This window comes from Mariniluteicoccus endophyticus (genome assembly GCF_054780035.1).
The window spans coordinates 1-15,298 of the sequence record NZ_BAAGXC010000010.1; the positions used below are offsets into that span (position 1 = coordinate 1).

11 protein-coding genes are annotated in these 15,298 nt (G+C 69.5%); 2 read left to right on the forward strand and 9 right to left on the reverse strand.

The window, feature by feature from the left end; translation table 11 throughout:
- From ACYVGD_RS02875 to ACYVGD_RS02890, 4 genes are all read right to left on the reverse strand, one after another.
- Positions 1-573 (reverse strand): hypothetical protein (locus ACYVGD_RS02875; RefSeq protein ID WP_460741481.1); only part of this gene is annotated, 573 nt, incomplete at its 3' end.
- A 4-nt stretch (positions 574-577) separates the two neighbouring features.
- Entirely contained in the window at positions 578-898 is a 321-nt protein-coding gene (locus tag ACYVGD_RS02880; protein WP_460741482.1) for a hypothetical protein, read from the reverse strand.
- 876 nt (positions 899-1,774) lie between these two features.
- Positions 1,775-4,246, reverse strand: a complete 2,472-nt coding sequence (locus ACYVGD_RS02885) for a YhgE/Pip domain-containing protein (protein ID WP_460741483.1) — start codon at positions 4,244-4,246, stop codon at positions 1,775-1,777.
- Complete coding sequence (locus ACYVGD_RS02890) at positions 4,246-7,053, reverse strand: MMPL family transporter (RefSeq protein WP_460741484.1); 2,808 nt, start codon at positions 7,051-7,053, stop codon at positions 4,246-4,248. The genes ACYVGD_RS02885 and ACYVGD_RS02890 overlap by 1 nt, the downstream gene beginning before the upstream one ends.
- A 115-nt stretch (positions 7,054-7,168) precedes the next feature.
- On the opposite strand from ACYVGD_RS02890, the gene ACYVGD_RS02895 reads away from it, so the two are divergent.
- Positions 7,169-7,786 carry a TetR family transcriptional regulator gene (locus ACYVGD_RS02895; RefSeq protein ID WP_460741485.1) on the forward strand — a complete coding sequence of 206 codons (618 nt, stop codon included), beginning with the start codon at positions 7,169-7,171 and terminating at the stop codon, positions 7,784-7,786.
- 64 nt (positions 7,787-7,850) lie between these two features.
- On the opposite strand, the gene ACYVGD_RS02900 is transcribed toward ACYVGD_RS02895, so the two are convergent.
- Complete coding sequence (locus ACYVGD_RS02900; protein WP_460741486.1) at positions 7,851-9,236, reverse strand: DUF2079 domain-containing protein; 1,386 nt, start codon at positions 9,234-9,236, stop codon at positions 7,851-7,853.
- Positions 9,237-9,416: 180 nt separating this feature from the next.
- Here ACYVGD_RS02900 and ACYVGD_RS02905 point away from each other — a divergent pair, with 180 nt between their 5' ends.
- Positions 9,417-10,259 (forward strand): tyrosine-protein phosphatase, encoded by an 843-nt coding sequence (locus ACYVGD_RS02905; RefSeq protein ID WP_460741487.1) that lies wholly within the window; start codon positions 9,417-9,419, stop codon positions 10,257-10,259.
- A 432-nt stretch (positions 10,260-10,691) separates the two neighbouring features.
- Here ACYVGD_RS02905 and ACYVGD_RS02910 read toward each other — a convergent pair whose 3' ends face one another.
- From ACYVGD_RS02910 to ACYVGD_RS02925, 4 genes are all read right to left on the reverse strand, one after another.
- The gene (locus ACYVGD_RS02910; RefSeq protein WP_460741488.1) at positions 10,692-11,756 is read right to left on the reverse strand and encodes an alanine racemase; all 1,065 of its coding nucleotides are present in this window, start codon (positions 11,754-11,756) and stop codon (positions 10,692-10,694) included.
- Positions 11,757-11,766: 10 nt separating this feature from the next.
- Entirely contained in the window at positions 11,767-12,981 is a 1,215-nt protein-coding gene (locus ACYVGD_RS02915) for a lipid II:glycine glycyltransferase FemX (protein ID WP_460741489.1), read from the reverse strand.
- Positions 12,982-13,002: 21 nt separating this feature from the next.
- Positions 13,003-13,926, reverse strand: a complete 924-nt coding sequence (locus ACYVGD_RS02920) for a hypothetical protein (RefSeq protein WP_460741490.1) — start codon at positions 13,924-13,926, stop codon at positions 13,003-13,005.
- A gap of 269 nt (positions 13,927-14,195) precedes the next feature.
- Positions 14,196-15,236 carry a PrsW family glutamic-type intramembrane protease gene (locus tag ACYVGD_RS02925; RefSeq protein WP_460741491.1) on the reverse strand — a complete coding sequence of 347 codons (1,041 nt, stop codon included), beginning with the start codon at positions 15,234-15,236 and terminating at the stop codon, positions 14,196-14,198.
- Positions 15,237-15,298 lie beyond the last annotated feature (62 nt).

The window sequence follows — 15,298 nt, forward strand, 5'->3', positions numbered from 1 at the left end:
CTCGGGGGTGTCGGGAATAGTGTCAATATGTGATAGGAGGCGGCGAGCAAGGCTTGGTGGGCTGGATGTCTGAGTGGGGCCCGTTTCCTCGAGTTGATCATCGATCGCGGCTGGCTCTGGGAAGACAAGTAAGTCGTCTCTCCAGAAGGCTCCAGCTTGCCAGGCGAAGCAAACGAACGTACGCTGCTCCAGTTGTGAGTGGCGCGGATCGCCGGTGATCGCCGCAGCGTTCAAAATCACGCGCTCGCTGCTCGATAGGAGGGGACGGATTGGGGTGGGCCTAACAGCGTCCGGCTCGATTCCCACCCAGCCCCTGTCGCCGAGTTGGACCAGTCGCACATATGAGTCGGACCGATGGAATGCAAGGTGGTCGAATACTCTCTGGGTCGTCTCCTTCGCCATTTGACGGGGGCCCGAAGGTGATTCTCCGTAATTGAGATAGGCGATATCCGTCATATCGAGTACGGCGTCGATACCCCTTGTCTTGAAGAGGATGAAATAATTGCTGAGCTTGCTTGTGGCACGCATGAACCAGTATATCCATGCGCGAACCTCTATCTCTGCGCCGGACATGTGGTCAAATCTTCTTTTCGGGCCGGCAATCGGGGCCCGGGTATGTGGTGACAATGGACATGTATGAGGGGTCGACGATCACGACGAAATCAAAGATTCCCACGGTTTCGCCAGTCCTGCGCACGTAGCGCCTCAATTTTGATCGGTAGCACCAGTTTAGGTTGTCTTGAACCAGGGGCTGCTCCTCCAAGGCGACACTAATTGCCATATCTGCGAGCTCTTCCCAGGTCATGTCGGTGCCAACGGTGAGTTGCTGGTACTTCTCGCGATGCGACGGCTGTGGGCCGTCGAAGAGGTGCAAGAAGCCGAACCCGTTCTTGTCCATGTATCCATCCGGGCGTCCGCAGAGAAAGGCGATGTCAGCTTCCCCCCATGGCGTCTTGCCTATGTAGTCGTTCTGTTTCGCCTCGCGTTCTTCGTGGTATGGCGCAACGCGCGAGCAGGGAATCCAAGGTGAAATGAGTCCTGCCTTGGGTGTGGCAGCGCGAGTCGGTGACGGAGAAACGCTCCATGACGCCGTGGGTTCAGAATCGGCGTGGGCTGGGGGTGTCCGAAACCGGAGATCAAGGTCGCCGCCAGGGCGACTCGAACGAACCTCAGGGTCATGTGCCCCACTCAAGCAGACCGACGGTCAGTTGGCAACGACGCTTCGAGAGACTGGACTTCATCCGCGCTCTGGGAAGACCTGTCGAAAGAGGTAACCTCTCGATGAACTCGACCTGGGAAGGAAGTCAGCTGGGGGATCTAGGCGTGCAGCAGACGCTTCGGCAGCATCGACGTGAACCGTTCGGGCGCCACGGAGCGTTGGCGCATCACCGCGGCGAGGCTCGCCCGATCGACACGATGCGGCCCGCGCCGCCGAACCTGGCGACCAGCGCATGGTTGACGGCGACGAACACCGTGCCACCGAGCTCGGGGTCGACAGCGCGTTGCTGTCGGTGTTGCTGCAGCCGACGACCGCGCCGACTGTGCCGAACGCGGCGAGGGCCAGCATGCGACGGCTGACGAGGTTGAAACGGGACTGGCTTGCTCCTCGTCTCGCTGGCGCTCGCTCGGAGAGCAGCGGTCGTTCGCAGATCGATGGAGCAGCTGCGGACCGACGAGCCCCACGGCTCGGCGTCCCAGCCGCGGAGCGAACCCGCGCAGCCCGGACGCCGGGCTCCCGCCCGAGCGGCGGGGGTTCCCGCCCGGGCGCCGGGGATCAGGCGTGCAGCAGACGCTTCGGCAGCATCGACGTAAACCGCTCGGGCGTCACCGAGCGCTGGCGCATCACCGCGGCGATGCTCGCCACGAGGGCGACCACCAGCCACAGCAGCGACGTGCCCACCGCGCCGGTCACGCCCGGGCTGTCGGTGATGATCGCGCGGACGCCGTGCAGCACGGGCGTCAGCGGCAGCAGCGGTGTCACGGCGTCGAACAGCTCCGGCACAGCGGAGATGATCCCGCTGGCGGCGGTGAAGGTCACCATGATGATCGACACGATGCGGCCCGCGCCGCCGAACCAGGCGACGAGCGCGTGGTTGACGGCGACGAACACCGCACCGCCGAGAAGCAGCATCGCCAGCACGCCCATCGTCTTGAACAGCGACAGGTCCAGCACGACCTGCCCGATCGCGGTCAGGGCGATGGCCTGCACCGCCGCGATCGCCAGCCCCGGCGCGATGGCGAACGCGGCGAGCTGCCACGTGGGGCGCGTCGACGTCAGCGCCCGCGTCGAGACCGCCTGCACGACCAAGTAGGTCGCGAGCGCGCCCAGCCACAGCGACAGCACCATCAGCAGGGTGGTGGCGACGGCCTCGGGGATGAGCTCGGCGTTGCCGCCGCGGGCGACGGGCTCGGCCACGACGGTCTTCAGGGCCTGGCGGTCGGTCTCGGAGTAGTGCGGGATCTTCGTCGCACCCTCCGCGAGGCCGTCGGCCATCTCCTTCGACCCCTTGGCGAGCTCCTTGCCGCCCTTGTCCGCCTGTTCGAGGCCGCCGGCCAGCGCATCGGTGCCGTCGGCGAGCTTCTGGCCGCCGTCGGCGAGCTGGTCCATGCCGGTCGCCAGCTCGCGGGTGCCCTTGGAGATCTCGGTGACGCCGTCGGTGTACTGTTTCACGCCGGTCGACAGCTTCGACGCGCCGTCGGCCGACTGCTTGATGCCGCCGACGAGGGCGGGCATGCCGTCGGCGAGCGCGTCGGTGCCGGCGGCGAGCTGGTTGGCGCCGTTGACGGCCTGGTTCATCTGGTCCTTCTGGCCCTCGATGCCGGCGGCCATCTGGTCGAGGCCCGCCAGGAGCGCCTGCCCGCCGGGCTTGAGCTGGCGGATCTGCTTGGCGCCCTCGATCATCTGCGGCAGCTGGGGCAGCATCGTGCGCGTCTGCTCGATGGCCTGCGTCAGCTCGGGCGACGCGGCGATGTCGTTGGCCCACTGCACCGGCGTACGCCCGCCCGTCTGCGGGCTCGCGGTGGTGAGGTACGCCTGGCTCTGGGCCCACGCCGCGCAGATCTGCTGCTGCTGTGCGGCGGTCACGCCCGTCACGGTCGGGCAGGGTGCTTGGGAGGCCTGCTGGAGCTGGCCGGCGTACGTCTTCGCCTGAGACTGGACCGTCGCGAGCTGGTCGGCCGCCGCCATGATGTTCGCGCGGTCCTGGTCGGTGATCTGGACCTTGTCGAGCTGGTCGAGCACCGGCGCCATGCCGTCGACGAGCTGGCTGACGCCGTTGACGTACTGGGTGGCTCCGGGGATCAGGCCTGGCGTGGTCGTGCCGTCGGGCTGGGTGATGGTCTGGGAGCGCATCATCACCGGGATCTGCTGGACGCCGTCGACGAGCTGCTTGACGCCACCGGCCATCTGGGCGGTGCCGTCGGCGAGCTGGCGGGTCTGCGAGGGCAGGTCCTTCGTCTGCTCGGCCATGGTGCCCAGGCCGGTCGCGAGCGCGGCGGACCCGTTCGCGAGCTCGACGCCGCCGGCCGACAGCTTGTCCATGCCGTCGGCGAGCTCGCCGGTGCCGTCGGCGGTCTTGCGTACGCCGTCGGCGTACGACTGCATGCCGGTGGCGAGCTCGCGCGAGCCCGTGGCGGACTGGCCGAGGCCGTCGGACAGGGCGGTGGTGCCGTCGGAGAGCTTGCGGGCGCCGTCGGCGACGGTGACGAATTGCTTGCCCATGTCGTTGAAGCCGATGTAGATGTTGTCGAGGTAGTTCTCGGTCAGCAGCTTGTTGACCGACGACTTCGCGGTGTCGGCGATGATCTGGGCGACCGCCGAGTCGGCGATGCCGGTGATCTTCGAGGTCTCGACGTTGATCGTCGCCTGCTTGGCCCTGTCGGCCTGACCGGAGAACGACGTCGCCTTCGCCGAGAACTCCTTGGGGATCGTCACGACGGCCGCGAAGCGGCCCGACTCGAGCCCGTCCTTGGCGTGCTCGGCGTCGGCGAGCACCCAGCGCAGGTTGTCGTCGCGGCGTTCGACGAGCCCCGCCGCGAGCTGGCGCCCCAGCGGGATCGTCTGGCCGTTGACCTCCACCATCTGGTCGAGGTTGACCACGGCCGCCTCGACACGGTGGAGACGGTCGGTGGCCCCCCAGGTGGCGCCGAGGAAGCCGAGGCTGACGAGGATCGGGACGAGCAGCACCCCGACGAGACTCTGCCAGCGGACGGGGAGGTGGTGGCTGGCGCGTTCGAGGCTGATCATCAGTGCTCCTGTGTGGCGAGTTGGAGTTCGGCGTGGCGGGCCTCGGGCTCGCCGATGGTGATCTGGTACGCGGTGTCGGGGACGAGGTCGGCAACGACGGAGGCGTCGGCGACGCCGAGAATCACCGCGGGGGGCGTGACGCCGTCCGGAGGCGCCTGGACGGCGTGGGCGAGCTCGGCGACCGCCGCGCGCTCGTCGTGGCTGGGCAGCGCGTCCGCGCCGTCGATGACGATGAGGTCGACGCGCGGGTTGCGCATGGCCCGGTCGAGGTCGTCGCGGATGGAGGCGTGCTTGTCGCTGCCGTCGCGGTGGAGGCAGTCGACGAGCGCGACGCGGCGGCGTACGCCCGAGGCCTGCTCGGGCAGGACGAGCCCGGCGACCTTGGCCCGGCCTGTCGAGCCGGTGAGACGGCCGGACAGGGCGAGCAGCATCGGCGTACGCCGGACCACGGGGCCCTCGACGACGAGGACGTCGCCGGGCATGAGCCGCAGCTCGACCGGCGGGGTGACGTCGCCGCTGGGGTTGTCGGCGGTGGGGTGGCCGCGGACGGCGAAGCCCTCGGTGACGACGACGTGGGGGTCGTCGGGCGACGGCCACGACTGCAGCTCGAGCTGGTGGGCGAGCGCCTCGCCCTCGACGTCGAACGACGGCAGGCGGCGGTCGAGCCACTTCGGCAGCCACCAGGCCTTGTCGCCGAGCAGCGCGAGGACGGCGGGGACGAGCGTCATGCGGACGACGAACGCGTCGACGGCGACGCCGACGGCCAGGCCGAACGCGATGGCCTTGATGGGGCCCATGCCCTCGGGGACGAAGAACGCGAAGACCGCGATCATGATGAGCGCGGCGGCGACCACGACCGGTGCCGAGCCGACGAAGCCCTTGTGGACGGCCTCCTTGGCGTTGGCGCCGTGGACGTACTCCTCGCGCATGCGGGAGACGAGGAAGACCTCGTAGTCCATGGCCAGGCCGAACAGGATGCCCATGAGCAGGATCGGATAGAACGAGATGACCGCCATGGGTTTCTCGAGGTTGATGATCTCCTTGCCGACGCCGTGGGTGAAGGCCAGCGAGGTCGCGCCGAACGACGCGGCCACCGACAGGAGGTAGCCCAGCGTCGCCTTCAGCGGCACGGCGATCGACCGGAACACCATCGTGAGCAGCACCAGCGACAGGCCCACGACGAAGATGCCGAACGGGATGAGCGCGCGGGTGAGCTGGTCGGAGATGTCGATCTGGACGGCGGTCATGCCGGTGACGGCGGTGTCGACGCCGTACTTCTGCTTCCACTCCGGCGCCTTGGCGATCAGCGCCGCGACGAGGTCCTTGGTGGCGGGGTCGTCGGGGGCGGTCGTGGGGACGATCTGGATGAAACCGGTGTCGGCGTTGCGGTTGGGCGTGGCCATCGGCACCGAGTGGACGCCCGGGACGGCCTCGACCTCCTTCTTGAGGTCGGCCATGAGCTTCAGCGGGTCGGTCGAACCGATGATCTCGGCGGTCACGATCAGCGGCCCGTTGTGACCGGGGCCGAACTTCTCGGCGATGAGGTCGTAGGAGATGCGGTCGGGTGCGTGGACCTCGTGCTGGCCGGAGTTGGGCAGGCTCAGCCGCAGGTCGGGCGCCGGGATGGCGAGCGCTCCCAGCGCGACGATGACCACCGCGACGGTCAGGGCGGGCACCTTCGTGACGACGCGTACCCACCAGCCGGACGGGCTGCGCGCGGCCTTCGCCTCGGCGGCGGCCCGGGCCCCGGCGTCGTACGCCTCCCCGGGCTTCGGCGCCTTCTTCGGGCGCAGACGTTCGCCCGCGAAACCCATCAGCGCGGGCAGCATGGTGAGCGCGATGAGCACGGCCATGGCGACGCCGATGGCGGCGAAGATGCCCATGACGGTGAGGAACGGGATGTTGGCCAGGCCGAGGCCCATGAGCGCGATCACGACGGTCAGGCCAGCGAAGATCACTGCGGATCCGGCGGTGGCGACCGAGCGGGCGGTGGACTCCTCGGCGTCCATGCCGTGGCTGAGCTGTTCGCGGTGGCGCGACAGGATGAACAGGGCGTAGTCGATGCCGACGGCCAGGCCCAGCATGACGGCGAGCATCGGCGCGGTCGAGCTGATGGCCGTCAGACCCGTCGCGCCAAGCATCAGTAGCATCGAGATGCCGACACCCCAGATGGCGGTGACCAGCGGCATGCCGGCGGCGACGACCGAGCCGAGGGTCACGATCAGGACGATGAACGCGACGATGACGCCGAGGCCCTCCGTGGCCGACATCTTGGGGATCTCGACGGAGAACGCGTCGCCGCCCATCGCGATCTCGGTGCCCTCCGGCAGCTTGGGGCGCAGCTGGTTGGCCCAGTTGGTGAGGTCGGCGCGCTGGGCGTCGGTGACGTCGGTGGACGCCACGTCGAGCATGACGTTGGCCATCATCGCGTCGCGGCGGTCGTTGATCATGCCGGAGACCAGCGGGTCGAACGGCGACATCGCCGCGGAGATCCAGGGCTTCGACTCGTCGAGCTGTTTCAGGCCCTCCTCGAGCGGGCCGCGCAGGCCGGGCATGTCGACGGTCTGGCCGGTCGGGGGCACCACGACGAGGGTCGCGCGCGTGCCCGCGACCTCGGGGAACGTCTGGTAGAGCTGCGTCAGCGCCTCCTGCGACGGCGCGCCGGGAATCTCGAACTCGTCGGAGAACTTGCCCCCGATGACGCCGGCGATGCCGCCGAGCAGGACCATCGCCGCCAGCCAGGCGGCGAGGACGCGACCACGGCGTCGGAAGCAGAGGCGCCCCAGGGCGTACAGATAGCTGGACAAGAGCGTCGGATCCTGTCGGTCGAGACTTTTGGATACAGGCGTGTATCCGATGCACCAATGTATCCGATAGGGTGAGGTACGCAAGCCGACCAACATCGAACGGAACCCCACTCCCATGGAGACGATCAGCCCGCGCCGCGAGAAGACGCGTCAGAAGCTGATGTCCGCGGCCGTCGACGTGATCGCCGAGCGGGGGTTCGCCGCGGCGAGCGTCGAGGAGATCTGCGAGCGCGCCGGGTTCACCCGCGGCGCGTTCTACTCGAACTTCGAGTCGAAGGATGACCTGGCGCTCGACCTGCTCCGCCGCAGCGCCCAGGCCCAGCTCGACAGCGCTGAGGCCGCCATTCACCAGGCCTCGCAGACCCCGCCCGAGGACGACACCGTCGACCAGCTCATCGACCGCTCCGTGGACCTGTTCGTCGCCACCCAGCCGACGCTGCGCGAGGACGTCCTGCTCCAGGCCGAGCTGCGCATGCACGCCATCCGCAACCCCGACTTCGGGCGAACGTTCGCCCACTTCGACCACGAGATGTCCGCACTGTTCGCCCAGACCATCGAGTCCAAGCTGCGTTCGCGCGGGCTCGGGCTAGCCCTGCCCACAGGGTCGGCCATCGAACTGCTGCACGCCATCCACAGCCACGCCACGCTCAACCAGCTCGTGCCCGACATGGGCGACTCCCGGCTTGGCGCCTACCTGAAGATGCTGCTCCTGGCGCTCGTCCGCCGCGCCTGAACGTTTCTGTCTCCGGGCGACCCCGGTCACCTGTCCTCCGAGCGAGCGCCAGCGAGACGAGGAGCTATCGCCGCCGCGCGACCTGGTACCCCTCCGCGTCGAACACGGTCTCCCACTTCGTACCCGGGTAGATCTGGCCGCCGTAGGTCGCGATGTCGACCTGCTGGTTCCACCCGCCGGCGACGTTGTCGATGACCAGCCACTCGGCGACGGGGTTGCCCTTCTGGCCGATGTAGTACAGGTCGCGGTCGCCGACGAGCTGGTTCATCAGCGACACGTCGGCGGCGACGAGCGCGCGGTGTGGCACCAGGTCGACGGCAGCAGCAGCGGCTGCCTGGCGGCTGCCGAGCTCCCACTTCTCACCGGGGCGCAGATCCCGCAGCGGCATCTGGTTCAGCAGAGCGATCGACACCGCCAACGCCATCGCCGACCCGTGGAGCCCCCAGCCCCGCAACGCCCAGAACCGTGACCTCCTCAGGCGCGCGCACCCGTCGACGGCCGCCGCGTACGCCACGGGCATGAGCATCAGCGAGTAGTGCCACGTCGGGCCCCAGTGGCCCTCGTTGGCCGACAGGAACCGCCACGCCAGCGTCGGCACGGCCACGAGCGCGAGCTCGCTGCGCAGCAGCGTGAACATCACGCACACGCACAGCAGGAGCAGCGTCGACATCTTCTTCTCGTTGGTGAAGATCTGGTGGGCGATGCCGAACGGGTCGGCGAGGATGTCGCCGAGCGAGATGTTCTTGCCGTAGTCGTACTTCCCCTCGGGGTTGAACGCCGGCAGGACGACCTTCATCGCCAGCCACACCATGAACACGCCCCAGACGACGAGGATGCCGCCGATCAACCAGCGGCGGGACCGCCACGCGAGCACCACGCCGAACGCGGCGACGGTCAGCGGCAGGTCCTCCTTCACGAAGACCAGCAGCGAGGCCCAGATCCCGGCGGTCAGCCAGTTCTCCCGCATCAGCGCCCAGAGTGCGATCGCCAGGATCGGCGCGCCGAGCGCCACCTCGTGGAACTGCACGGCGGCGGCCTGCTGCACACCCCAGCAGAACGCGTACGCCATTCCCAGCGCCCAGCCCGAACCCCGACCGAGGTGCTCGTGGGCCGTCTTGGCGATGAAGAACGCTGAGAGCGCCAGCAGCCCCGCCTGCAGCACGAGCAGCGTGAACGCCGACGGGAACAGGGCGTACGCGGGCGCCAGCACCGCCAGCAGCGGGTGGAAGTGGTCGCCCCAGATCTGGTAGCCCGCGCCCTTCACGTCGACCACGGGCAGCTGAAGCTTCGCGTACCCCTGGAGGACCTGGGTGAAGATCGCGAGGTCCCATGACGGCGACTGGAACCGGCGCCACTGCTGCCAGCCCAGAAGGGTGTACGCGAAGAACGCAGCCAGCGCCACGACCCACGCGCTTCTCGGCTGGGTGAGCAGGGCGCGACGCAGACGCACAGGACGCCACCAAGGTCGCGGGTCGTCCACAGCTGTGGCGCCGGCGATGGTTGCGGCCTGCGGGGTCTGTATGGTCACGAGCTCTCCCTGGAGTCGGGTCACGGGGGATTCAACCAACCCGACGGTCCGTTGGCCAACCCCGGTCATCTGCGCGTAACCGCTGGGGACTAGGTTCGCACCGTGACTGCCTGGCTCGCCTTCGACTCACTCGTCAACGCCCGCGACGTCGGTGGGATCCCCACCGTCGACGGGGGCCGGATCAAGTCGCTGCGGATGCTGCGCTCCGACAACCTGCAGCACCTCACGCCCGCCGACATCAAACAGCTCGTCACGTTCGGGGTGACCGACGTGGTCGACCTGCGCTCGGCGTACGAGGTCCACCACGAGGGCGACGGGCCGCTGGTCGGCCATCCGGGCATCACGTTCCACCACTTCTCGTACCTGCCGGAACAGGAGGCGACCGACCTTCCCGACCACGCGCGTGACGCGGAGTCCCAGGCGGAGGAGGCGGCCGAGGAGCAGGCGATGGTCGGCTCCGAGACGGTCGGCAAGGCTCTGCCGTGGATCGGGCGCCTCCCGGCAGTCGAGGTCGAGGACGCGTTCGCGTCCCACTACCTGTCCTACCTGGTCGAACGGCCCGAGTCGGTCGTCGGCGCGCTGCGGGCGATCGGGAACGCGCGGGGTGCAGCGATCGTCCACTGCGCCGCCGGCAAGGACCGCACCAGGACCACCGTGGCCCTCGCCCTCTCGCTCGCCGGCGCCGAGCGCGACGCGATCGTCGCGGACTACGCGGCGAGCTCTGAGCGCATGCAGCAGATCGTGGACAAGCTCGTCGCGTCCGACACCTACCGGGCCAACCTCGAGGGCCGCCCGCTGTCGTCGCACCTGACCAACCCCGAGTCGATGGACGCGTTCCTCGGCTACGCGGAGGACCGTTTCGGCGGTGTGGAGGAGATGCTCCGCCCGCTCGGCTGGACCGACGACGACACCCGGGCCGTTCGCGCCCACCTGCTCAACGACTGAACGCCCCTGCGCCCTTGTGCTCTGAGGAAGGTGCTCTGAGGAAGGTCTTGCGCCTTCGGCCTTGCGCCGTTCTGTTCTGCGAGCGAGCGCCAGCGACAAGAGGAGCGTGCCGAATCGTCCAGGAGTTGGTGCGACACGCCCAACACCGGGCGGGTTGGGGCGACTTTTGGATGATCGGGCACGCTCGTCTCGGCTGCGGACGGCCTCGCTCGGAGAACAGTGGAAGGGCGGCTCGCTGGAGAGCAGGGATGGTGACCTGAAAGCGGGGGGTGGGGACTTCGCCGCCGGGTCGTGGGTCTGGCCGCCCCGACCGAGCGAGGAACGAGCGAGGGAGCAGTTGGTAGACCCGGCAGCGAAGTCCCCACCCCACCGCGGCAGCCCAGTCCCCGGCGCGGCACCCCGCAGCAGTGAAGTCCGCGGCAGGAGAGAACGTCAGACCTCGGGGTCGTCCACGCGGGCAGCAGCGGTGCGGTCGAACGTCGCGATGGTGTTGCGCACGGCCACAGGGATCTCGTCGCCGACCGACGGCGCCTTCGCCTTGCCCGGCAGGAACACCAGCGACGACTGCATGTGGGGCGGTTCGACGAACCAGCGCTTGGCGCCGTCGACCTCGTACGGCGACAGGGCCAGACCGGCCGCCTCCAGGCCGCCGGTGGCGACGGAGATGGCGCGCTGGCGCACGGACTTCACCGAGCTCGGCGCCTCGAGGCCGATGCCGTTGGCGGTTCCGCCGGAGACGACCACGACCCAGCCGTCCTGCAGCACCGGGCGCTGATGGTAGCCGATGCGCTCCCCCCGCCGGACGGGGTGGACGTCGAGGACGGTTGCGGTCACCGACAGGGCACCGGGGTCACCCAGCCACAACTTGGTGCCGAGGCGCAGGCGGGTGGCGTCCTGGCCGAACTCGTGCGCCAGCGCACGGTAGGACGCATCGGGCACGTGGGAGAACCAGAGCGGTACGCGGAGTATGTCGCGGGCGCGCTGGCCCAGGGCGCGGGCCTCGCCGGAGTGGTCGCCGGCCATGGGGAGGTGGATCGTCCAGCCCTCCACCTGGAGCGCGTCGGCCATGTGGACTGCGGCCTCCATGTCGTCCTTGCCGAGCCCGTGGCGCTTCATCGAGGTCAGGCACTCCACGAGCACGCGAGGGGCCTGGTCACCGCCCAGGTTGGCCAGAACCTCGAAGTCGGCCATGCGGGCGACGGTGAGCACCACACGCGGGTCTCGCGCCAGATGGACGGCCTCGGGGTCGTTGGCCTCCCACGGCAGGAGCACGACGATGTCGCCATCGAAGTGTTCCCTCATGCGGATGGCCTCGGCGGGGGTGCCCACCGCGATGGTGCGCATGCCCAGGCGCGTCGCCTCGTCGGCGAGCCTCGCCAGGCCGAAGCCGTAGCCGTTGCCCTTTGCGACGGGGACGAGCCCCGGCGTGCGGTCGGCGGTGGCGGTGAGGTGCTTGCGCCAGCGCGGTTCGTCGATGGTCAGCGTCAGTCCGGTCACGGACCCCACGTTATCGGGAGCGGCCGCGTACCTTCCCCACCAGCCCCTTGGCGCGACCCGCGACGGCGCGGGCCTTCGCCTTCAGCGCGTTGCGATTCATGTATGCGTCGAACAGCCGGTACAGCGGGGTGTTGATGGGCAGGTCCCACTCGCCGAGGTATTCGACGGCCTCGCCGCCCGTGCCGACCTTGAACTGGATGAGGCCCAGGTGGGGGTCGTCGTCGGCGACGGAGTCGGTGATGCCACGCAGGTCATAGACGCGCGCGCCCGCCTCGAGGGCGTCGGACATCATCTGCCACTGGATGGCGTTGGAGCCGCGTACGTCGCGCTTGGCGTTGGTGGAGGCTCCGTAGGAGTACCAGGCGTGCTGGCCGACGCGTACCCAGGTGGTCGCGGCGACGAGGTCGCCCTCGTGCTCGGCGAGGTAGAGGCGGATGCGGTGGGGGTCCTCGGCGCGCAGCGCGTCCCACATCGTCTCGAAGTACGCGAGGGGCCTCGGCGTGAAGCCGTCGCGCTCGGCGGTCTCGACGTAGACGCGGTGGAAGGCCGGCAGGTCGGCGCGGTCGCCGAGGCGTACCTCCACGCCGGACTTGGTGGCCTTCTTGATGTTGCGGCGCCACAGCTGGTTCATGCCCTTCGACACCTCGTCGGGCGTCTTGGGGGTGCCGTCGGGGTGAGCGAGGCGGAGCCAGAAGTTGAACCGCGGCTGGCCGGCGGCGAAACCCTCGCCCTCCGGCTTGGGCGGCAGCCAGCCGGCGTGTCGCAGCGTGTTGTGGACGCGGGTGGCAACGAGGTTCTCGGTAGTCGGGGTGACGTCGGTCAGTGACCGGATGCCGGGGTCGGCGATGGCAGCCTTGATGGTCTCGGCGTCCCAGGTGCGGCGGACGACGGTCGGGCCGATGCGTACGCCGAAGGCGCCGGCCCGCTTCGCGTGGGCGACCAGCGCGTCGAGGTGGTCGGCGAGGTCGGCGCAGGCCCAGTCGATGACGGGGCCCTCCGGCAGGTAGGCGAGGCAGCGGCCGATCTTCGGCAGCGACCGATAGAGGACGAGCCCGACGCCGACCAGCTCGGAGTCGCGGAACCAGCCCAGCGACTCGGCGCGCCACTCGCTCTTGACCTTCGCCCAGGCGGGGGTCTGGAGGAAGCTGACCAAATCGTGCTCGGCCCGCTCGGCGAGGAACGCGAGGTGCTCGTCGGACGTGATGGTGCGTACGGAGATCGTCACGGCGTCGAATCTAGCGGCGCGTCACGCCCATTCCCAGCGGAGGCCGTACACGCCCGGGTCGGGGTCGTGGACGATGAACTGGGCGCCGTGGCCGTCGAGCGTGACTTCGCGGAGGTCGATGTCCTCGCCGTCCTCCATCTGGGGGCGCTTGAAGGCGACGGTCTCGCGGGGTTCCGCGTCGCGCGGGAAGCGCGCCTCGAGGGCGATCTCGCGGGCGGGGTTGACGCACGAGCGCTCGATGCGGAAGCTCTGGCGGTTTGTGCGGCCGAAGGTGACAAGGAACTCGACCATGGCGAGCTCGCCGCGTTCAAGCGGGCGGGGGAGGATCATCTCGGCAACGGTGAGGTTGCGCTCGGGGATGGCGACGGTCTCGCCGACGGTGCAGGAAGAGACGGCGTTGACGTCGGCGACGACACCCGTCTCGGCGTCCTGCTCGAGGACGACCGGCCAGCGCAGGGCGCCGGAGCGCTCGGCCCGCAGCACCATGCGGGTGAGCTGGGTGGCCTCGGTGCGGTCGTGGTCGACGGTCAGGGTGTCGTGGACGGTGAGGCGGGTGAGGTCACCGGGGGGGAGCTCCATGCCCATCTCGGTGATGATGCCCGCGGCCACGTCGGCGGAGGGGATGACCTTCTCCCAGTCGGCGAGGTGGCGGCTGCGTCGGCGGCGCTCCTCGCTGGCCAGCGACGTCAGCGTGCCCTCGTTGAGGTCGAGCACGCGCTCGAGCTCGGTGACCACCCGGAGGCTGGACGACCGGGTCGGGAGAGATCGCCCGGTCTGCCAGTACGAGAGGGTGGCGATCGACACGGGGGTGCCTGCGGAGGCCAGCCGGGCCCTGATGCGTTCAAGGGTCAACCGCTTGTCACGCACCGCCTGGTTGAGCGTTGTGGCGAAATCTGAGCGGACGGTTTCCTCGTCCGTGGGTTGAATGAGCCCGGGATCAGTCATGAAGGGCCTTCCGTCGGGTGCTGCGATATTACCAGCGAGTCACCTAATGGCGGCAAACCTGCTTATCGGCGGAAATTCCTGTTTCGGTGCGGATTCGGGAATTACCGAGGGCCGGCCCCGAATGGGACCGGCCCTCGTCGAGCGGTGGATCAGGCGGTGTCGATGACGGCGACGGTCTCGCCGGCGTCGGTGGAGAGGACGCGGGCGGCCGGGAGGTTGATGCCGCCGGCCTGCTCGAGGTGGACACGGTAAGCACGATGTGAGGTGGGTCACGTCTTGGATCGCCTGTAGTCGAGGAGAAGCCCGACCAGTTCGTCGTGCTGTGCCAGCAGTTCGGGCCCCGGCGTACGCCCCGACGCCACCTGGGCGTCCAGGAGGTCGCGCACGTACGCCAGCTCGCTGACGTTGTCGCGCAGCGTGAGCAGCCGGCCGTGCTCCACGGGCCCGGCCGCGCGCCGGGCCGCGCGCAGCCACGCGCGACGCCCCTCGAGGCTGCTCAACCACTCAGCGTCGACGGGGTCGACCCATCCGCTGGTGACCATGACGGGCAGGTGTCGGGCGAGCACCTGCTCGCCCTCGCCGGCGCGGCCGCGGGCGTACCAGATCAGGGTCGCCAGCGCGGCGAGGCGGATGGCCACGACGGCGATCGAGGTCGGCGCCCAGGCCGTCAGCACCGACAGGCACAGGGCGGCGGCAAGGCCCAGCAGCGGCGCGACGACCCGCGTGGGCGGACGCGAGGTGAGACCGATCCACAGGGCGATGCCGGCCGCTGCCGCGGCGACCGCGGGGGAGTACGCGCCCAGCACCAGCTCCCCGGTGCGGCGCAGCAGGCCGCTCCACGACCTGCTGCCCGCCGTGTCGAGCAGCCCGGTGGCGAACAGCTGGCCGAGGCCGACGGTGCCGGCGTACACGATGACGTCCGTCAGCGAGGTGAGCTCGTTGCGTCCGCGGCGCGAGGCGAGCAGCACCAGCAGCAGGAAGCACAGCTTGAACAGCTCGGCCAGCAGGGGGATGAAGACGTACGATCCCCAGCTGCCCGGCACCTGTTCGGCGATGAGGTCGCCGAAGAAGGCCGCGAGCGGCACCACGCCCACCCCCCACAGGAACGCGGCCGCGAGCAGGTGGGGCGGCTCGGGCTCCCACCGGTCCAGCAGCCGCAGCGCCGCCATGCCGAGCGCGACCCACCCCGCCAGGACCAGGGCCGTCAGGAGCGACATCAGCGGGTCGTGCCGGGCCTGGGCCACGGCCATGATCGCCATGACGGCGAGGACACTCCCGCCCAGCCCGATGGTGATCAGGGGGTACGCCACGGCCTGCGGGCGACGTAGTGAGCGTGCGGGCTGGTGCGGCCAACCGGGCGGGGGCATGGTCA

Excerpts from the sequence above, each read along its gene's own strand:
- ACYVGD_RS02895 (WP_460741485.1), top strand. The coding sequence starts at position 7,169 with ATGGAGACGATCAGCCCGCGCCGCGAGAAGACGCGTCAGAAGCTGATG.
- ACYVGD_RS02920 (WP_460741490.1), bottom strand. The coding sequence starts at position 13,926 with ATGACTGATCCCGGGCTCATTCAACCCACGGACGAGGAAACCGTCCGC.
- ACYVGD_RS02880 (WP_460741482.1), bottom strand. The coding sequence starts at position 898 with ATGGACAAGAACGGGTTCGGCTTCTTGCACCTCTTCGACGGCCCACAG.
- ACYVGD_RS02885 (WP_460741483.1), bottom strand. The coding sequence starts at position 4,246 with ATGATCAGCCTCGAACGCGCCAGCCACCACCTCCCCGTCCGCTGGCAG.